This window comes from Pseudomonas sp. SAR267 (assembly GCF_052077595.1).
GTDB lineage: Bacteria > Pseudomonadota > Gammaproteobacteria > Pseudomonadales > Pseudomonadaceae > Aquipseudomonas > Aquipseudomonas vlassakiae.
Genome location: NZ_JBQIHU010000001.1, coordinates 3,497,139 through 3,515,382 on the forward strand (window position 1 = coordinate 3,497,139; position 18,244 = coordinate 3,515,382).

Annotated in this window: 16 protein-coding genes; 10 read left to right on the top strand and 6 right to left on the bottom strand. The window is 63.2% G+C overall.

Going from position 1 to position 18,244, the window contains the following annotated elements:
- Positions 1-25 precede the first annotated feature (25 nt).
- On the bottom strand, positions 26-1,261 hold the full coding sequence (locus ACTORR_RS16490) for a cation:proton antiporter (RefSeq protein WP_054884327.1): 1,236 nt from the start codon (positions 1,259-1,261) through the stop codon (positions 26-28).
- 563 nt (positions 1,262-1,824) lie between these two features.
- Here ACTORR_RS16490 and ACTORR_RS16495 point away from each other — a divergent pair.
- Complete coding sequence (locus ACTORR_RS16495; RefSeq protein WP_313364823.1) at positions 1,825-2,658, top strand: EamA family transporter; 834 nt, start codon at positions 1,825-1,827, stop codon at positions 2,656-2,658.
- Positions 2,659-2,686: 28 nt separating this feature from the next.
- Positions 2,687-3,073, top strand: a complete 387-nt coding sequence (locus ACTORR_RS16500) for an MAPEG family protein (protein WP_054887935.1) — start codon at positions 2,687-2,689, stop codon at positions 3,071-3,073.
- A gap of 111 nt (positions 3,074-3,184) precedes the next feature.
- On the opposite strand, the gene mltA is transcribed toward ACTORR_RS16500, so the two are convergent.
- Positions 3,185-4,336 (bottom strand): murein transglycosylase A, encoded by a 1,152-nt coding sequence (gene mltA, locus ACTORR_RS16505; RefSeq protein WP_313364824.1) that lies wholly within the window; start codon positions 4,334-4,336, stop codon positions 3,185-3,187.
- 119 nt (positions 4,337-4,455) lie between these two features.
- Between mltA and ACTORR_RS16510 the strand changes: the two genes are divergently transcribed.
- On the top strand, positions 4,456-4,902 hold the full coding sequence (locus ACTORR_RS16510) for a c-type cytochrome (RefSeq protein WP_054887933.1): 447 nt from the start codon (positions 4,456-4,458) through the stop codon (positions 4,900-4,902).
- 29 nt (positions 4,903-4,931) lie between these two features.
- Here ACTORR_RS16510 and ACTORR_RS16515 read toward each other — a convergent pair whose 3' ends face one another.
- The 4 genes from ACTORR_RS16515 to ACTORR_RS16530 form a co-directional block, all read right to left on the bottom strand.
- Entirely contained in the window at positions 4,932-5,324 is a 393-nt protein-coding gene (locus tag ACTORR_RS16515; protein WP_054887932.1) for a DUF1090 domain-containing protein, read from the bottom strand.
- Between the two features lie 131 nt (positions 5,325-5,455).
- On the bottom strand, positions 5,456-7,147 hold the full coding sequence (ligB, locus tag ACTORR_RS16520; protein ID WP_313364825.1) for an NAD-dependent DNA ligase LigB: 1,692 nt from the start codon (positions 7,145-7,147) through the stop codon (positions 5,456-5,458).
- A 144-nt stretch (positions 7,148-7,291) separates the two neighbouring features.
- A complete protein-coding gene (gene metK, locus ACTORR_RS16525; protein ID WP_054887930.1) occupies positions 7,292-8,482 on the bottom strand; it encodes a methionine adenosyltransferase in 1,191 nt (396 codons plus the stop codon).
- A gap of 19 nt (positions 8,483-8,501) precedes the next feature.
- Complete coding sequence (locus tag ACTORR_RS16530) at positions 8,502-9,494, bottom strand: ArsR/SmtB family transcription factor (protein WP_054887929.1); 993 nt, start codon at positions 9,492-9,494, stop codon at positions 8,502-8,504.
- Positions 9,495-9,720: 226 nt separating this feature from the next.
- On the opposite strand from ACTORR_RS16530, the gene tkt reads away from it, so the two are divergent.
- The 7 genes from tkt to ACTORR_RS16565 all read left to right on the top strand — a co-directional run bounded on the left by tkt (position 9,721) and on the right by ACTORR_RS16565 (position 18,234).
- Complete coding sequence (tkt, locus tag ACTORR_RS16535; protein ID WP_099815599.1) at positions 9,721-11,718, top strand: transketolase; 1,998 nt, start codon at positions 9,721-9,723, stop codon at positions 11,716-11,718.
- Positions 11,719-11,869: 151 nt separating this feature from the next.
- Positions 11,870-12,931, top strand: coding sequence for an erythrose-4-phosphate dehydrogenase (gene epd / locus ACTORR_RS16540; RefSeq protein ID WP_054887927.1), 1,062 nt, complete (start codon positions 11,870-11,872; stop codon positions 12,929-12,931).
- Positions 12,932-12,943: 12 nt separating this feature from the next.
- Positions 12,944-14,107 (top strand): phosphoglycerate kinase, encoded by a 1,164-nt coding sequence (locus ACTORR_RS16545; protein WP_054887926.1) that lies wholly within the window; start codon positions 12,944-12,946, stop codon positions 14,105-14,107.
- Between the two features lie 32 nt (positions 14,108-14,139).
- The gene (locus tag ACTORR_RS16550) at positions 14,140-14,358 is read left to right on the top strand and encodes a hypothetical protein (protein ID WP_054887938.1); all 219 of its coding nucleotides are present in this window, start codon (positions 14,140-14,142) and stop codon (positions 14,356-14,358) included.
- A 64-nt stretch (positions 14,359-14,422) separates the two neighbouring features.
- The gene (locus ACTORR_RS16555; protein WP_054887925.1) at positions 14,423-14,752 is read left to right on the top strand and encodes an MliC family protein; all 330 of its coding nucleotides are present in this window, start codon (positions 14,423-14,425) and stop codon (positions 14,750-14,752) included.
- A 100-nt stretch (positions 14,753-14,852) separates the two neighbouring features.
- The gene (gene fba, locus ACTORR_RS16560; RefSeq protein WP_008093958.1) at positions 14,853-15,917 is read left to right on the top strand and encodes a class II fructose-bisphosphate aldolase; all 1,065 of its coding nucleotides are present in this window, start codon (positions 14,853-14,855) and stop codon (positions 15,915-15,917) included.
- Between the two features lie 196 nt (positions 15,918-16,113).
- Positions 16,114-18,234, top strand: a complete 2,121-nt coding sequence (locus ACTORR_RS16565; protein ID WP_313364826.1) for a putative bifunctional diguanylate cyclase/phosphodiesterase — start codon at positions 16,114-16,116, stop codon at positions 18,232-18,234.
- Positions 18,235-18,244: the final 10 nt, after the last annotated feature.

Genomic DNA, 18,244 nt, shown 5'->3' on the forward strand with positions numbered 1-18,244 from the left:
GGGCCGCAGGGCGGCCCCAGCGTTTTCAAGGCTGTACGCTGACCTTGCGCACCACGCGCCCGATGCTCAAACCCTGCACCAGGATCGACGACAACACCACGATGTAGGTGATCGATAGCAGCAGGTCGCGTTCGTCGCCCATTGGCAGCGACAGCGCCAGTGCAACCGACACGCCTCCCCGCAGGCCGCCCCAGGTCAGCACACGGATGGTGCCTTGGGGCACCGGCCGCCAGCGCCGCAACAGCACGATCGCTGGGGCTACGGTCAGTAGCCGCGAGAGCAGCACTGCCAGCGCCAGCACACCACCCGCCGCCAGGTGCAGCCAGTTGAACGGCAGCAGCAACAGCTCCAGGCCAATCAAGGCGAACAGCAGGGCATTGAGCATGTCGTCGATCAGTTCCCAGAAGCCGTCCATATAGCGGCGGGTCATGTCGTTCATCGCCAGGTTGCGGCCCAGGTTGCCGATGATCAGCCCCGCCACCACCATGGCGATCGGTGCTGAAACATGCAGCTCGTAGCACATCGCCGAGCCACCGATCACCAGTGCCAGGGTCAGCATGACCTCGACCTGATACTGCTCGACGCTCTTGATCATGCGGTAGGTGGCATAGCCGATCACACCGCCGAACAGCACCCCGCCGATGGCTTCGCGGGCGAACAACAGGGCGGTGTCGGTGACGCTCGGCGTTTCGCCCAGCTGAATGATGCCCAGCAAAACGGTGAACACCACGACCGCGGTACCGTCGTTGAACAACGATTCGCCGACGATGGTGGTCTTCAATGGCTTGGAGGCGTTGGCGGTGCGCAGCGCACCCAGCACGGCGATCGGGTCGGTCGGGGAGATCAGCGCGCCGAACAACAGGCAGTAGATCAGCGGCACCTGCCAGCCGAACAGGGCGAACACCCAGTGCGACAGGTAGCCGATCACCACGGTGGCGATCAGCACGCCCAGGGTGGCCAGCAGGCCAATCGGCCAGCGGTAGCTGCGCAGGTCGCTGAGGTTGACGTGCAGTGCCCCGGCGAACAGCAGGAAGGCCAGCATCCAGTGCATCAGCAGGTCGTTGAAATCGATCTGGTTCATCAGGCCTTCGACGCGTTCTTCCAGGCCGGGGAAGCCGATCAGGCTCAGGCCCTGCAGGATGAGGGAGAACAGTAACGCCGTGACCATTACGCCGATGGCGGGTGGCAGGCCGATGAAACGGTAATTCACATAGGTGAGGAGGGTGGTGAGGCAGATAAACGCGGCAACTAGTTCAAGCATCCCGAATCCTGTGACAGTGGCTTCCAAGTCGTTACCCGAATGGCTCGGGCAGTTCTTTGATGATCTGGCGAGGGGGTCGGGACACAGGATTTGACCAGGATTGTTGGAAACGTTCCGAGCGTTCACTGCTGAAGGTTCCATTAGGGCGGCCAGGTGCATGCCACAGCATTTTCAGCGCCTGTAAGATCGAGCGCCGCCCGCGCGGCGCATCGCGGGCAAGCCCGCTCCCACATCTGTTTCGGGCCAGTCACTCCTGTACCGCCAACAGGGCCCGCCTTGGTGCATGACTGAAGGTCGATGATAAGCAGTGACGCATGGCTGAAGGCCGATGGTAAGCAATGGTGCCCGCCTTGATATGGAAGGGGACAAACAAGGCGGTCCCTGATGGCTTCACAGTAGAGATTGGCCCGAAACAAATGTGGGAGCGGGCTTGCCCGCGATGCGCCGCGCGGGCGGCGCTCGATCTGACAGGCGCTGAATCGCTCCCGGCGTACACATCCCAGGCAACCTGCGGCCCAACGCTATATATTCATCCCTCAAAAACGTCACAAGGATCCAGAGGCGTGCTGGCAACTTCCCTGGTATTGGTCGCCGCCCTGCTGCACGCGACCTGGAACACCTTGATCAAATTCAGCGCCGAGCGCCTGCTGGTGATCGCCAGCATGGACGTCGTGGCGTTGCTGTTCGCCGTGTGCGCCGTGGCCTTCACCGAGTTTCCGCCCGCCGAGATCTGGCCTTGGCTGCTGGCTTCGGCGCTGGCCGAGCAGTTGTACCGATTCCTGCTGATCCAGGCCTATCGGGTCGGTGACCTGGGGCTGGTCTATCCTCTGATGCGCGGCCTGTCGCCGCTGGTGGTACTGGGGCTGACCCTGGCGTTTGCCGGTGAGTCGCTCAGCCAGCAGCAGATCATCGGCATCCTGCTGATCCCGTGTGGCATGGCTTGCCTGTTGTGGCAAGGAGGAGGGGGTGATCGGTTGCCCTGGTCGATGTTGCCGGTGGTGGCGCTGATCGGCCTGTGTATCGGTTGCTACACCTGGTTCGATGGCCAGGCGGTGCGTTTGTGGGGGAAGCCTTGGGACTACCTGGTGTGGTTGACGCTGCTCAGCGCCTGGCCATTCCCGTTGCTGGCCGGGGTGGCGCGGCGGGCGCCATTCATGCTGTTCTGGCGCACCCAGTGGCGTTTGGGGTTGGCAGTGGGCTTTTGCGTACTGTTCAGTTACGCACTGGTGTTGTGGGCCATGCACCTGGGGTCGGTGGCCGAAGCGGCGGCCCTGCGCGAACTGAGTGTGATCCTGGTGGTGCTGATGGGCATGCGCTACCTCAAAGAACCTTTTGGCGGGCCGAGACTCCTAGCTTGCGGGCTGGTCCTGGCAGGCATGCTGGTGATGAAGCTCTGACCTCTCGATCGAACAAGGAATCCAGTCCATGACCGTTGCCCTGTGGTGCATTCTCATCGCGTTGTTTCTGGCGCCACTGTGCGCATTGATCGCCAAGGTGTCGAGCGGCCGCTTTGGCCTCAAGGACAATCACGACCCGCGCGCCTTCCTCGACACGCTGTCGGGCTTGCCGCGCCGCGCACATGCTGCCCAGCAAAATAGCTACGAGGCTTTTCCGGCGTTTGCGGCGGCGGTGCTGGTGGCCGATATCGTCGGTAATGCCGAGCAGGTGACCCAGGATGTACTGGGTGTGATGTATATCACCAGTCGCCTGCTCTACATCATCTGCTATCTGGCGGACTGGGCGGCGCTGCGTTCGCTGGTTTGGGTTGCCGGGTTGGCGTTGATCGTTTCGTTCTTCGTGGTTTCAGTCTGAGACCGAGTCGCCTGCTTCGCGGGCTTGCCCGCTCCCACAGGTACAGCGCAGCAGTCGAGGGCCGTGGCGTACCTGTGGGAGCGGGCGAGCCCGCGAAGAACCCACCGCCGATCAAAGCACTTTAGGCACCTCAGGCAGTGGCTGGCCTTTGGGCCACAGCATCCAGATCTGCCCCTGCTGCTTCATGTTCCCGGCCAGTTCCCCGGCCTCCGGGCCGGTCCCCCAGAACAGGTCGGCACGCACTTCGCCGGCAATCGCTCCACCCGTGTCCTGGGCCGCCACCGGGCGTACCACCGGCGACCCATCCGGGCGCGTGGTAGACAGCCACAGCAGGCTACCCAGCGGAATCACCTTGCGGTCGATGGCCACGCTATATCCAGCGGTGAGCGGCACGTTCAGCGAGCCGCGAGGCCCTTCGTTGCTGTCCGGGCGAGCACTGAAGAACACATAACTCGGGTTGCTGGCCAACAGTTCCGGCACGCGCTGCGGGTTGGCCATGGCCCAGGCGTGGATGCTGCCCATGGTCACGTCTTCTTTTTTCAACTGGCCTTGCTCCACCAGCCAGCGGCCGATTGGCCGGTAGGGGTGGCCGTTCTGGTCGGCGTAGCCCAGCCGCAGCTGGCGGCCATCCTCCAGCTGGATCCGGCCCGAACCCTGGATCTGCAGGAATTGCAGGTCCATCGGATCGGTCAGCCAGGCCAGCACAGGCGCCTTGACCCCATCGCGGCTGATCACCTCGGCGGTGTCGTAGGGTTTGAGCACGCGACCGTCCAGGCGGCCACGCAGGCGCTTGCCCTTGAGTTCGGGGTATACGCTGGCCAGATCGACCACGATCATGTCTTCGGGTACGCCATAGACCGCCACGTGGGCCGCTTCGGTGCGCTTCAGGCTGCCGGGGTAGACCGGCTCGTAGTAGCCGGTGATCAGGCCGTTGGCGTTGTTGTCGGCGGCACGCAGGCCATACACCTGCAGGTTCTGCTCAAGGAACGTACGTACCTGGGTGGCACTCGCCGTGTCGCTGCCGGCCGCTTCACAGGTGGCGGCCCACACCGTGTCACGCTTGAGTTTCTCGCAGCCGCTGCGCCAGGCGTAGAAGCCGGCCAGCAGGTCTTCATCGCTGACCGCAGGCAGGTCTTTCCAGGTAGCAGGGGCATAGGTAGCAATGGCGTGAGGCTCGGGCTTGGCGTTTTCGCCGCCGTTGCAGCCGGCCAGCAGGGCGAGTGCCGGGAGTGTCCAGGCCAGATGGCGCAGGGCAGATTTCATCAATGATTACCTGTGGCTGGCGAACATGAAGATTCGCCCTTGTGTTTTATATGGCTATTGGTCTTTGCCTGGCAGGCAGCGATACTGACCGCCCCTTTGTGTAGGCTCAAGTGACCGTGATGTTCAAGCGATTGACCGTTGTACTGCTCGCTGCCCTTGCCCTGACGGCCTGTGACCGGGTCGACCCTAATTCGCCGCTGGGCAAACGCAAGGCAATATTCAAGGACATGCTCAAGACCAGCGAAGACATGGGCGGCATGTTGCGCGGCCGCTTGCCCTTCGACGGGGTGAAGTTCGCCGCGGGTGCGTTGAAGCTCGATGGCTTGGCCCATGCGCCGTGGCAGCATTTTCCGCAAGCGCGGGACGAGGGTGACAGTAGTGCCCGACCGGAAGTGTGGGAACGTCAGGCGCGCTTCCATGACCTTGCCCGGCAACTGGAGAGCGTGACCGGTGAGTTGGTTGACGTGACCCGGACCCAGCCGTTGGACGCGGCGCAACTGAAGGCGCCGATGGACAAGGTCGAGGCGGCGTGCAAGGCGTGTCATAGCGAATTCCGCAACCATTGATCGCCTGCGTCAACAGGCGATCAGGCAGATCAGCGATCCAGGTCGTCCACCGCTTCCTGCAGTTCTTTACGAGACTCGGCAAGCTTGTCCTTGCGCTTGTTGATCTTTTCCGCGTCGCCTTTTTTCTCGGCCTTCTTCAGGTCCTTCTCGCGCTGCGCCACCTCGTGACGGGCATCGAGCACTTTCTGCTCGCGCTCTTTGCGCAGGCCGGCGTCGGTGCAATGCTCAACGCCGCGCAATGCTTCCTCGAGCCCAGCAACCTGATCGCTGTTACCGTGGTCGCGGGCGATTTTCAGCTGGTTCTCGATGGCACTGCGCTTGGCGGCGCAACCGGTCAGGCCCTCGTCGGGCTGGGCTGCTTGGGCAGCGCCAGCAGCCAGGCCAAGCGTGGTCAGCAGTGCCAGGGTGGAAAACATGTTCATTAAAGCCTCCTTGAGGGGGCGGGGCAGCAAAAGATGGAGCAAATCCTGCCTTGGTTTTGCCTATATAGGAACCCTTGGTGGATATTTCTGAAGTGATCCAGACAATTTCCTACAACGGATTTTGTTAAAACTCATTGCCTCACACCGGTGGCAGCCGCAGGGAACCCCTGGATGCCGCTTTCGCTCAGCTGCTCCGCCAGGGCCTGCACCTGCTCGGCCGCAAAAAATGCGTGCAGGTGGCTGGCGCGGGATGCGCCAATACCGGGCAAGGCTTGCCATTGCGTGGCTGAACGCTGGGTTAGGGTTGCCCAGTCCTCCTCGAGTGGAAGATTGCGCGGTACTGGCACGCCAAGACCGCTGACCCACTGGGCGAAAGGCCTGCTGCGGCCAGCCTCGAAGCTTTGTTGCAGGCGCCTGGCGCGGGTATCGCTGATGCCAGGTAGCTGGGCCAGTCGCTCGGCGTCCAGCGCCAGCCAGTCTGCCAGCGTTGCCACCTGCCCGCCTCGTACCAGTCGTCGCCATGTGCCGGGCCCGGTGCCCGGCATGGCCAGGCCCTGTTTGCCGCTGAGCCAGGTGAGCCGAGCAATGAACTGGTCTTCACAGCCTTCGCCAGCCTGCCAGCATGTCAAAGCGTTGTATTGATCTGGCGCAGGTGCCGTAACCGCATCGCGCTCGGTGGCGCGCAGCACTACCTGCTCGAAGCGCGGGATGGTCAGCCCCGCCAGGCTGATGGCTACCTGGTCTCCCGGGCGAATGTCGAGTGCCTGCCAGCGAGCCAGGGAGCCCAGGCTTACCTGGGTAACCAGGCGGTCGTCGAGCCGTACTGGCTGCAGCTTCAGCACCGGTGTGATTCGCCCCGTGCGGCCTATGCGAAAGCGCACGTCACGTACTTCGGCCAACGCCCGGGCAAAGGGGTGCTTCCAGGCGGCAATCCAGTACGGCGCATTGGTTTGCCAGCGTTCGGCGGATGGCCGTGCGTTCTGACGCAGGATCACCCCATCCGTGGCGAAGGGCAGGGCAGAGCGATACCAATGCTCGCGCCAGTGTGCCGCCTCGCCAGCGCTGCGGATGGCCACGCTGTAGCGCTGGCTATCGGGAAAACCCAGCGCAGCCAGCTGAGCCACTCGCTCGCCCTGATCGCTTGGCCCTTGCGGCCAGTCCCAGACAAACAGCGCAATGCCCGCGCCTTGTTCACGAGCGAGTTGCTTGCGCGCCAGCAAGCCCGCGACGGTGCCGCGCGCGTTGACGCTACCTTGCTGCGCTTGCACATGATCAACCAGCCGCAGGTACAGCTCACCTTGCAGAATCAGATCAACGGGGTTGGGCAACTGCTGGTTGATACCTTGCAGAACTTCGATATGTCGGCTCCAGTCATGTCCCTGGTTGCCATCACCACGGCTGAGCAACTGCACCAGCCTGCCTTGGCGATAGACCAGGGTCACGGCGACGCCATCAACCTTCGGCTGCAGCCAGACGCCTGTCTTGCCGACCATCCATTGGCTCACGGCCTGTTCATCCGAGAGCTTGTCGACACCGGTGTGGCGGATCGGGTGGGCAATTGGCCCGCGTGCGCTGGCCAAGGAGTCCAGCTCGCTCTCCAGGGCGAAACACCCTTGCAGGTGCAGCAGGCGTTGCCGGCTCTGGTCATAAACTTCATCGGCCACCAGGGATTCGCCCAGACGATGGTAGTGATCATCCCACTGGCTGACCGCCTCGCGCAGGCGTGTGACTTCGGCGCGTGCCCGCTCGGCAGGCCAGGCCGGGCAGCCAGCGGCGTGCGCGTTGAACGAAAAAGCGAGCAGAAACAGGAACAGCAACGGCATGGCCAGCATCCTTGCTTGGCGGAGGGGAAGCCTCAGCCTAGGCAACGGCAGCGCGTGTTGCGCCGCCCAGTTGTCAGCCGATATGTCACAAAAAAGCCCCTGCCGATCACTCGGCAGGGGCTTTCAGTTACCGCAGCAGGAAAATTACAGGCCGGCAGCGTCACGCAGCGCCTGGGCGCGGTCGGTGCGTTCCCAGGTGAAGGTGGTGAAGGTGTCGTCGCCGACGGTCTTCTGCTGCGGCTCGCGGCCGAAGTGGCCGTAGGCCGCGGTTTCCTGGTACATCGGGTGCAGCAGGTCGAGCATCTTGGTGATGGCGTAAGGGCGCAGGTCGAAGCACTCGCGTACGATCTGGATGATCTTGTCGTCGGACACCTTGCCGGTGCCGAAGGTGTTGATCGAGATGGAGGTCGGCTGGGCCACGCCGATGGCGTAGGACACCTGGATCTCGCAACGTTCGGCCAGGCCGGCGGCAACGATGTTCTTGGCCACGTAGCGGCCGGCGTAGGCGGCGGAGCGGTCGACCTTGGAAGGGTCCTTGCCGGAGAACGCGCCACCACCGTGACGGGCCATGCCGCCGTAGGAGTCGACGATGATCTTGCGGCCGGTCAGGCCGCAGTCGCCCACCGGGCCACCGATGATGAAGTTGCCGGTCGGGTTGATGTGGAACTGGGTGCCCTTGTGCAGCAGTTCGGCCGGCAGGGTGTGCTTGACGATCAGCTCCATCACGGCTTCCTGCAGGTCTTTCTGCGAGACCTCAGGGTTATGCTGGGTCGACAGGACCACGGCGTCGATACCGACCACTTTGCCGTTTTCGTAGCGGCAGGTGACCTGGGACTTGGCGTCCGGGCGCAGCCACGGCAGCAGGCCGGACTTGCGTGCTTCGGCCTGGCGCTCGACCAGGCGGTGCGAGAAGCAGATCGGTGCTGGCATCAGCACGTCGGTTTCGTTGCTGGCATAGCCGAACATCAGGCCCTGGTCGCCTGCGCCCTGGTCTTCCGGCTTGGAGCGGTCGACGCCCTGGGCGATGTCCACCGACTGCTTGCCGATGATGTTCATCACCGCGCAGGTGGCGCCGTCGAATCCGACGTCGGAGCTGTTGTAGCCGATGTCGATGATGACCTTGCGCACCAGCTCTTCCAGGTCGACCCAGGCGGAAGTGGTGACTTCGCCGGCGATGATGGCGACACCGGTCTTGACCAGGGTTTCGCAGGCAACGCGGGCGTACTTGTCCTGGGCAATGATGGCATCAAGGACCGCGTCCGAAATCTGGTCGGCGATCTTGTCCGGATGCCCTTCGGACACGGACTCGGAGGTGAAAAGGGAGTATTCGCTCATCTCGACGGGTTCCTAAAATTTACCGATGGTGAGTGTCGCCAGCCGTCCGCTGAAAATGGCGGACCTGGATCTGGAAACCGTTACGCAAGCCCACATAGAGGCTGTCCCCGGGGGCAAGCCCGGCTGCTGTGGCCCAACGGGCCAGGTCGTCCTGTTCGAAGCCGAGCCAGAGGTCGCCGCAGGCTTCCCGCGCCCAACCCTGGTCATGGCTGCACAGTTCGGTGACCAGCAGGCTGCCGCCTGCCTTCACCCGTTTGGCCAGCTGGCGCAGGGCCAGGGCCGGGTCGCTGAAATGGTGCAGGACCATGTTCAGCACAACGCAGTCGGCTTCCACATCCGTTGCACCCAGTGCATCGGCCAACTGCAGGTTTACATTACCCAGGCGTTCGCGTTCGCAGACCTGGCGCGCCAGCTCGAGCATGGTCGGGCTGTTGTCCAGGGCCGTGACCTGGGCGAAACGCCGTGCCAGGTCTGGCAGGAAACCGCCATCGCCGGGGCCGACCTCCAGCGCGCTGGCGGTCGGCGCGAAGTTCAGTTTGTCGAGCAGCGCCAGCAGGCTCTCGCGGTATTGCGGCAAGCCGGCGATGAGGTCTTGCTGGGCGCGGAATTTTTCTTCCACGCGCAAGAAGAAGTCCTGGCTGGTGGCGGCGCGGCGCTGCTGTACCTGGGCGATACGGGCCTGGACATCCTCCGGCAAGGTCAGGTCGTCGACCTCATCGAGCAGGGCCATGTGCAGGCGCCCGCCGAAGCGCTGGCCGTCGGGCAGGGCACGACGGTAGAAGATCGCATTGCCTTCGCGCCGCGTGGCCACCAGCTCGGCCTGGGCCAGTACCTTGAGGTGATGGCTCATGCCCGACTGGCCTATGTCGAAGATCTGCGCCAGTTCCAGCACGCCGAACGAATCACTGGCCAGGGCGCGCAACACATTCAGGCGCAGCGCATCGCCACTGGCCTTGCACAGGGCGGCCAGTGTGTCGCTTTGCTGAGGGATCGGTTGCGCACGGAGGTTCATGGGACGGCAGTCTAGACAGGCAGGGCTGCCCCCGCAAGGCCAATATCAAAAAGTTTTGATATTGGCTGATGGGCGGGTGCGTCTGGCGGTTTTTTCGCCGTTATGCAGGCCAATCACAGGAAAATCCCCCAACTGCGACCATCCGTCATTGCCCCCAGCCCCCGCACTGGGCGAAAATGGCCGCCTTTTTCGTGACACCACCTATTCAAGCCCCAGGAGATCAGCGATGCCCAGCCGTCGTGAACGTGCCAACGCCATTCGTGCCCTCAGCATGGATGCCGTGCAAAAGGCCAACAGCGGCCACCCAGGTGCCCCCATGGGCATGGCGGATATCGCCGAAGTGCTTTGGCGCGACTACATGAAGCACAACCCGAGCAACCCGGATTTCGCCGACCGTGACCGCTTCGTGCTGTCCAACGGCCACGGCTCGATGCTCATCTATTCGCTGCTGCACCTGACCGGCTACGATCTGTCGATCGACGACCTCAAGGCCTTCCGCCAGCTGCACAGCCGCACCCCGGGCCACCCGGAATACGGCTACACCCCTGGCGTCGAGACCACCACCGGGCCGCTCGGCCAAGGCATTGCCAACGCCGTGGGCTTCGCCCTGGCCGAGAAAGTGCTGGCCGCCCAGTTCAACCGTGACGGCCACACCATCGTCGACCACCACACCTATGTGTTCCTCGGCGACGGCTGCATGATGGAAGGTATCTCCCACGAAGTCGCCTCGCTGGCCGGCACCCTGGGCCTGAACAAGCTGATCGCCTTCTACGACGACAACGGCATCTCCATCGACGGCGAAGTGCACGGCTGGTTCACCGACAATACCCCGGCGCGTTTCGAAGCCTACAACTGGCAGGTGATCCGTAACGTCAACGGTCATGATGCCGATGAAATCAAGATGGCCATCGAGACCGCGCGCAAGAGCGACCGTCCGACCCTGATCTGCTGCAAGACCATCATCGGTTTCGGTTCGCCGAACAAGCAGGGCAAGGAAGACTGCCACGGCGCGCCGCTGGGCAACGACGAAATCGCCCTGGCCCGCAAGGAACTGAACTGGAACCACGGTCCGTTCGAAATCCCGGCCGACATCTACGCCGAATGGGATGCCAAGGCTGCCGGCGCCAAGGCCGAAGCCGACTGGAACCAGCGTTTCGACGCCTACGCCAAGGCCTACCCGGAGCTGGCTGCCGAGTTCAAGCGCCGTGCCAGCGGCGAGCTGCCGGCCGACTTCAGCGAGAAGGCCCAGGCGTACATCAACGAAGTGGCCGCCAAAGGCGAAACCATTGCCAGCCGCAAGGCCAGCCAGAACGCGCTGAACGCCTTCGGCCCGTTGCTGCCTGAGTTCCTCGGCGGTTCGGCTGACCTGGCCGGCTCCAACCTGACCCTGTGGAAGGGCTGCAAGGGCGTCGAAGCCAATGATGCCAGCGGCAATTACGTGTTCTACGGCGTGCGCGAGTTCGGCATGACCGCCATCATGAACGGCGTCGCCCTGCACGGTGGCCTGGTGCCTTACGGCGCGACCTTCCTGATGTTCATGGAATACGCCCGCAATGCCGTGCGCATGTCGGCCCTGATGAAGCAGCGCGTGATCCACGTCTATACCCACGACTCCATCGGCCTGGGCGAAGACGGCCCGACTCACCAGCCGATCGAGCAGCTGACCAGCCTGCGCAGCACGCCGAACCTGGACACCTGGCGCCCAGCCGACGCGGTCGAATCGGCCGTATCGTGGAAAAACGCCCTGGAGCGCAAGGACGGCCCATCGGCACTGATCTTCTCGCGTCAGAACCTGCAGCATCAGGATCGCGACGCTCAGCAGATCGCCAACATCAGCCGCGGCGGCTACGTGCTCAAGGATTGCGCTGGCGAGCCTGAGCTGATCCTGATCGCCACCGGTTCGGAAGTGGGCCTGGCCGTTCAGGCGCACGCCAAACTGACCGAGCAGGGCCGCAAGGTGCGCGTGGTTTCCATGCCTTGCACCAGCGTGTTCGATGCCCAGGACGCCGCCTACAAGCAATCGGTGCTGCCGGTCGAAGTCGCGGCACGTATCGCCATCGAAGCCGCCCACGCGGACTTCTGGTACAAGTACGTCGGCCTGGAAGGCCGCATCATCGGCATGACCACCTACGGTGAGTCGGCGCCGGCCGCTGCACTGTTCGAGGAATTCGGCTTCACCCTGGAGAACATCCTGGGTACCGCCGAAGAGCTGCTGGAAGACTGATACAGGCGTAAGGCGAGGGCTTCGCCCTCGTTTCGCGACACAAGGCCGCTCCTACAGGGTACTGCGTACGCCGTTCCTTGTGGGAGCGGCCTTGCGTCGCGATGGGCCGCAAGGCGGCCCCAACAGCCATCATGCGTTAGCGAGCCACCCAATGCCCCACCCGCGTCCCTACAAAGTTGCACTCAACGGTTACGGCCGCATCGGCCGCTGTGTCCTGCGCGCACTGTTCGAGCGGGGGGCAAAGGCCGGTTTCGAGATCGTAGCGCTGAACGACCTGGCCGATCAGGCCAGCATCGAATACCTGACACGCTTCGACTCCACCCACGGGCGATTCCCCGGCGAGGTGAAGGTCGACGGCGACTGTCTGCATATCAATGGCGACTGCGTGAAGGTCATGCGCAGCGCCACCCCTGAAGGCATCGACTGGGCCGCCCTGGGTATCGACCTGGTGCTGGAGTGCTCCGGTGTCTATCACACCCGCGCCGATGGCCAGCGTTTCCTCGACGCTGGCGCGCCGCGCGTATTGTTCTCGCAGCCGATGGCCAGCGAGGCCGATGTCGATGCCACCGTGGTCTATGGCATCAACCAGGATTGCCTGACGGGCCACGAACGCCTGGTGTCCAACGCCTCTTGCACCACCAATTGCGGCGTCCCGCTGTTGCGCGTGCTGGACCAGGCATTCGGCATCGAGTATGTGCAGATCACCACCATCCACTCGGCGATGAACGATCAGCCGGTGATCGATGCCTATCACCACGAGGACCTGCGCCGCACGCGCTCGGCCTTCCAGTCGGTGATTCCGGTGTCCACGGGGCTGGCGCGCGGCATCGAGCGCTTGCTTCCGGAACTTGCCGGGCGAATCCAGGCCAAAGCGGTACGCGTGCCGACTGTCAACGTCTCCTGCCTGGACATCACCCTGCAGACCGCCCGCGACACCAGTGCGGCCGAGGTCAACCGGGTGTTGCGCGAGGCCGCGCAGAGCGGCCCGCTGAAAGGCTTGCTGGCCTATACCGAGTTGCCTCACGCCAGCTGTGATTTCAACCATGACCCGCATTCGGCGATCGTCGATGCCAGCCAGACCCGCGTTTCAGGCCCACGCCTGGTGAACTTGCTGGCTTGGTTCGACAATGAATGGGGTTTTGCCAACCGTATGCTCGACGTTGCCGAACACTATCTGCACGTCGTCCACCCAACCCGCAGCAAACAGCCCTGAAGGACTGCATTCATGACCGTGTTGAAGATGACCGACCTCGACCTGCAAGGTAAACGCGTACTGATCCGCGAAGACCTCAACGTACCTGTGAAGGACGGTGTGGTAACCAGCGATGCGCGTATCCTGGCAGCGCTGCCGACCATCAAGCTGGCCCTGGAAAAGGGTGCGGCGGTAATGGTCTGCTCGCACCTGGGCCGCCCGACCGAAGGCGAGTTCTCTGCCGAGAACAGCCTCAAGCCGGTCGCCGACTACCTGAGCAAGGCCTTGGGCCGGGAAGTGCCGCTGGTTGCCGATTACCTGAACGGTGTTCAAGTCAGCGCCGGTGACCTGGTGCTGTTCGAGAACGTACGTTTCAACAAGGGCGAGAAGAAGAACGCCGACGAGCTGGCCCAGCAATACGCCGCCCTGTGCGACGTGTTCGTCATGGACGCTTTCGGCACCGCTCACCGTGCCGAAGGCTCCACCCATGGCGTTGCCAAGTTCGCCAAGGTGGCTGCCGCTGGCCCGCTGCTGGCTGCAGAGCTGGACGCGCTGGGCAAGGCCCTGAAAGCCCCGGCCAAGCCAATGGCGGCCATCGTTGCCGGCTCCAAGGTATCGACCAAGCTGGATGTGCTGAACAGTCTGAGCAGCGTTTGCGACCAGCTGATCGTCGGTGGCGGCATCGCCAACACGTTCCTGGCTGCTGCCGGTCACCCGGTGGGCAAGTCGCTGTACGAGCCTGACCTGATCGAAACCGCCAAGGCCATCGCCGCCAAGGTCAGCGTGCCACTGCCGGTCGACGTCGTGGTTGCCAAGGCGTTCGCCGAGGACGCCGAAGCCACCGTCAAGGCCATCGCCGACGTTGCCGCCGACGACATGATCCTGGACATCGGCCCGCAGACCGCTGCCCATTTCGCCGAGCTGCTGAAGTCGTCGAAGACCATCCTGTGGAACGGCCCGGTCGGCGTGTTCGAGTTCGACCAGTTCGGCAACGGCACCAAGGTGCTGGCCAAGGCCATCGCTGAAAGTGCAGCGTTTTCCATTGCCGGTGGTGGCGATACCCTGGCAGCCATCGACAAATATGGCGTCAGCAAGGATATCTCCTACATTTCTACCGGTGGCGGCGCCTTCCTCGAATTCGTCGAGGGCAAGGTGCTGCCAGCCGTGGCGATCCTGGAAGAGCGGGCAAAAGCCTGACAATGGCGGCGCCTGGCAAAGGGAGCGACCTGATGGTCAAGCAATTGCCTGTGATGATTCTGGCCGGCATGCTGGGCGCCTGCTCCAGCAGCCCGTCCTCGGAGGCCGACCCGGCGCAGCCGCCCAAGGGCGGTTGCTACCAGTCCGCGTGGCAGGCCGAGACCGTGCCGGTCATCAGCAAGCGCGTTGGCCCGGACGGGCTGGAAAAGTACGACGAAGAACACCAGCGCCAGGCGCCGGGTTGCCCCTGATGCCGTGCGTTTCGTCGGAGCAGGCAACCAAGTGACCGCTATGTGGTCCTCTAGAGGATATGTAATGAAAGCGCTACTGGCCTCGATGGCTCTGGCGACACTGGCAGGATGCTCGCTGATTCAGCCTGCACCTCCCGCCCCGGCGGACAACTGGACCCGCTGGGTCTGTGACACTCAGGCCGAAGTGCTGTGGCGCTTCGCTGATGCACAGCGGGATCAGGTTGACGTACGCCTCGGCGGCGGTGACCAGGTCTATCGGCTCAAGGCCGAGCCGGGCGCCTCTGGCGCGCTGTACAGCGATGGCGTGCTGGCCTTCCACACCAAGGGCGACGAAGGCCTGGTGTACTGGGTGGCAACCAACGATCTGATTGGGCGGGGCTGCAAGGCACCGTGACTGGCCGGGCCGCACAGGCGGCCCACACTACTTGAACAGCAACCGCCCCTGCGGCAGGCTTGCACGAAACAAACGACGCTTGTCGGGAGAGAGATACACAATGGCACTCATTAGCATGCGCCAGATGCTGGACCACGCCGCCGAGTTCGGTTACGGCGTTCCAGCTTTCAACGTCAACAACCTCGAGCAGATGCGCGCCATCATGGAAGCGGCCGACAAGACCGACTCCCCGGTGATCGTCCAGGCTTCGGCCGGCGCCCGCAAATACGCCGGTGCCCCATTCCTGCGCCACCTGATCCTGGCTGCCATCGAAGAATTCCCGCACATCCCGGTGTGCATGCACCAGGACCACGGCACCAGCCCTGACGTGTGCCAACGTTCCATCCAGCTGGGTTTCAGCTCGGTAATGATGGACGGCTCGCTGGGTGAAGACGGCAAGACGCCGACCGACTACGAGTACAACGTCCGCGTCACCCAGCAGACCGTCGCCATGGCCCACGCCTGCGGCGTTTCGGTAGAAGGCGAGCTGGGCTGCCTGGGCTCCCTGGAAACCGGCATGGCCGGTGAAGAAGACGGCATCGGCGCCGAGGGTGTACTGGACCACAGCCAGATGCTGACCGATCCGGAAGAAGCCGCTGACTTCGTCAAGAAGACCCAGGTCGACGCCCTGGCCATCGCCATCGGCACCAGCCACGGTGCCTACAAGTTCACCAAGCCACCGACCGGTGACGTGCTGGCAATCGACCGCATCAAGGAAATCCACAAGCGCATCCCTAACACCCACCTGGTGATGCACGGTTCTTCCTCGGTCCCGCAAGAGTGGCTGGCGATCATCAACCAGTACGGCGGCGACATCAAGGAAACCTACGGCGTACCGGTCGAAGAGATCGTCGAAGGTATCAAGCACGGCGTGCGCAAGGTCAACATCGACACCGACCTGCGCCTGGCGTCCACCGGTGCCATGCGCCGCCTGATGGCACAGAACCCGAGCGAGTTCGACCCACGCAAGTTCTTCGGTGAAACCGTGAAAGCCATGCGCGACGTGTGCATCGCCCGTTACGAAGCGTTCGGCACTGCCGGTAACGCCTCGAAGATCAAGCCGATCTCGCTGGAAGGCATGTTCCAGCGCTACCTGAAGGGTGAATTGGCTGCCAAGGTCAACTGATCCACCAGCGTCAAAGAAAAACCCGCAGCGATGCGGGTTTTTCATGTGTCGAAAATGCTGCACGGCGACCGTTAGTCGGCTACCGTGAAACTAATCAATTGATAGCGATCTGATTGCATTGCTTGTCACAACTGCAGGTCTAGAGTATCAGCTGGATCCAATAGCAAGTCGAAGTCTGTCAAACAAGAGAAGCAGCATGGATGGCGCTTACCCCGAACCACTGGATGGCAAATCGGTTCTCCTGGTGGTAGACGATTACCCGGAAAACCTGATCAGTATGCGCGCCTTGCTGGCGCGCAACGATTGGCAAGTGTTGACTGCAAGCTCGGGGATGGAAGCCCTGGGGACGTTGCTGGAACACGAAGTCGATCTGGTACTGCTCGATGTGCAGATGCCGGAAATGGACGGCTTCGAGGTCGCCCGCCTGATGCGCGGCAGCCAGCGAACCCGGCTGACCCCGATTATCTTCCTCACTGCCAACGAGCAGTCCGATGCCGCCGTGCTCAAGGGCTACGCCAGTGGCGCGGTGGATTACCTGTTCAAACCGTTCGATCCACAGATTCTCAAGCCCAAGGTGCAGGCGCAGCTGGACCAGCAGCGCAGCCGGCGCATGCTGCAGCAGCTGACCCGCGAGCTGGAGACTGCCCGGGCGTTCAACGCCTCGATCCTGGAAAATGCCGCCGAAGGCATCCTGGTGGTCGACGCCGAGGGTGTCATCAGCTTTGCCAACCCGGCGATCTCGCGCTTGATGCACAGCTCGGTGGAGCACTTGCAGGGTGCCCATCTGCTCGATCTGCTGCAATTGGCCAATGCCACCTTGTGGAGCGAGTCGGAGTTCCGCAACGCCTACCTCGCACGGCAAATCGTGCGGGTCCATGATGCCCATCTGCGCACCCCCGGTGGCCAGCTGGTCCCCGTTGCGCTGTCATGCGCGCCGTTACCGGCGGAGCAGCAGGCCATGGTGGTCACGGTGCTGGACATGTCGGTGGAGCGTAACCTGCATCAGCAGCTCGAATACCAAGCGGTGACCGACCCGCTGACCGGGCTGCTCAACCGTCGCGGTTTCTACCAGGCCGCCGAAGGCGCGTTGCTGCGCGGCGAGCGTTCGAACAAGGCCCAGGCCCTGATGTACATGGACCTCGATGGCTTCAAGCGGATCAACGATTCGCTGGGCCACGAAGCGGGTGACCGGGTGCTGCTCTGGGTGGCCGAGCAGATCAAGGAATGCCTGGGCAGCGAGGCGCTGCTGGCACGTTTGGGCGGCGACGAGTTCACCGCATTGTTCGACGGCCTGCCCTACCCGGAGCAGGCCGGGCGCTATGCCGAAAAACTGCTCGAGAGGGTGTCGATCCAGCAGCAGGTGGACGGCATCGACATCTGCCTGGGCGTCAGCATCGGCATCGCCACCTTCCCTGACTGCGGGGGTAATGTCGAAGGCCTGCTGCGCGCGGCCGACACGGCGATGTATGCAGCCAAGCAGGCAGGTCGCCAGCAATACCGCTTCTATGATCAGGAGCTCAATGGTCGCGCCCGCTCGCGGTTGATGCTTGAAGACAGCGTGCGCAATGCCATCGAGGTACAGGATTTCAGCCTGGTGTATCAACCGCAGGTGGCCTTTGCCGATGGCAAGCTCCGGGGCTTCGAGGCGCTGCTGCGCTGGCAGCACCCAAGTGTTGGCGATGTGCCGCCCGGGCTGTTCATACCCTTGCTGGAAGAGGCTCGGCTGATCAACCGCCTGGCCAGCTGGATCTACCGCCAGGGGGCTGCTCAGCGCCAGGCCTGGTGCCAGCGTTTCGACCCGGAGCTGGTGTTGGGTATCAGCTTGAGTCGCGCTCAATTCTCCATGCCCAGCCTGGTCGATGAACTGCAGCGGGTGATACAGGATTATCAGCTCGACCCGTCGCAACTGGAGGTCGAGGTCGCCGAGACCTCGCTGATGTACAACATCGACGCGGCGATCAAGCAGATTCACCGCCTGCGGGAACTGGGCGTTCGCGTGGCGCTGGACGATTTCGGCGCGGGCGACTGTTCGTTGCGCATGTTGCGCGACCTGCCCATCGACACCTTGAAGCTGGACCGCCATCTGGTGGCACGTCTGCCAGATTCGGCACCGGATGCCGCATTGGTGCGAAGTGTCATCGTCCTGTGTGCAGACTGTGGCATCACCGTGATCGCAGAAGGGGTCGAAACGCAGGCCCAGGCTGCGTGGCTGAAGGCAAACGGTTGCGCCTACGTCCAGGGTTTTCTGGTCGCGCACCCGATGACAGCGGCCGATGCCACTGGCTTCCCGGTGATTTTCCCCTGGCTGCTGCCGTGATTGGCTAGAA

Excerpts from the sequence above, each read along its gene's own strand:
- ACTORR_RS16515 (WP_054887932.1), bottom strand. The coding sequence starts at position 5,324 with ATGAACATGTTTTCCACCCTGGCACTGCTGACCACGCTTGGCCTGGCT.
- ACTORR_RS16550 (WP_054887938.1), top strand. The coding sequence starts at position 14,140 with ATGGTCAAGCAATTGCCTGTGATGATTCTGGCCGGCATGCTGGGCGCC.
- ACTORR_RS16530 (WP_054887929.1), bottom strand. The coding sequence starts at position 9,494 with ATGAACCTCCGTGCGCAACCGATCCCTCAGCAAAGCGACACACTGGCC.
- ligB (WP_313364825.1), bottom strand. The coding sequence starts at position 7,147 with ATGCCGTTGCTGTTCCTGTTTCTGCTCGCTTTTTCGTTCAACGCGCAC.
- ACTORR_RS16545 (WP_054887926.1), top strand. The coding sequence starts at position 12,944 with ATGACCGTGTTGAAGATGACCGACCTCGACCTGCAAGGTAAACGCGTA.
- ACTORR_RS16490 (WP_054884327.1), bottom strand. The coding sequence starts at position 1,261 with ATGCTTGAACTAGTTGCCGCGTTTATCTGCCTCACCACCCTCCTCACC.
- ACTORR_RS16510 (WP_054887933.1), top strand. The coding sequence starts at position 4,456 with ATGTTCAAGCGATTGACCGTTGTACTGCTCGCTGCCCTTGCCCTGACG.
- ACTORR_RS16555 (WP_054887925.1), top strand. The coding sequence starts at position 14,423 with ATGAAAGCGCTACTGGCCTCGATGGCTCTGGCGACACTGGCAGGATGC.
- epd (WP_054887927.1), top strand. The coding sequence starts at position 11,870 with ATGCCCCACCCGCGTCCCTACAAAGTTGCACTCAACGGTTACGGCCGC.
- ACTORR_RS16565 (WP_313364826.1), top strand. The coding sequence starts at position 16,114 with ATGGATGGCGCTTACCCCGAACCACTGGATGGCAAATCGGTTCTCCTG.
- ACTORR_RS16500 (WP_054887935.1), top strand. The coding sequence starts at position 2,687 with ATGACCGTTGCCCTGTGGTGCATTCTCATCGCGTTGTTTCTGGCGCCA.
- metK (WP_054887930.1), bottom strand. The coding sequence starts at position 8,482 with ATGAGCGAATACTCCCTTTTCACCTCCGAGTCCGTGTCCGAAGGGCAT.
- mltA (WP_313364824.1), bottom strand. The coding sequence starts at position 4,336 with ATGAAATCTGCCCTGCGCCATCTGGCCTGGACACTCCCGGCACTCGCC.
- tkt (WP_099815599.1), top strand. The coding sequence starts at position 9,721 with ATGCCCAGCCGTCGTGAACGTGCCAACGCCATTCGTGCCCTCAGCATG.
- fba (WP_008093958.1), top strand. The coding sequence starts at position 14,853 with ATGGCACTCATTAGCATGCGCCAGATGCTGGACCACGCCGCCGAGTTC.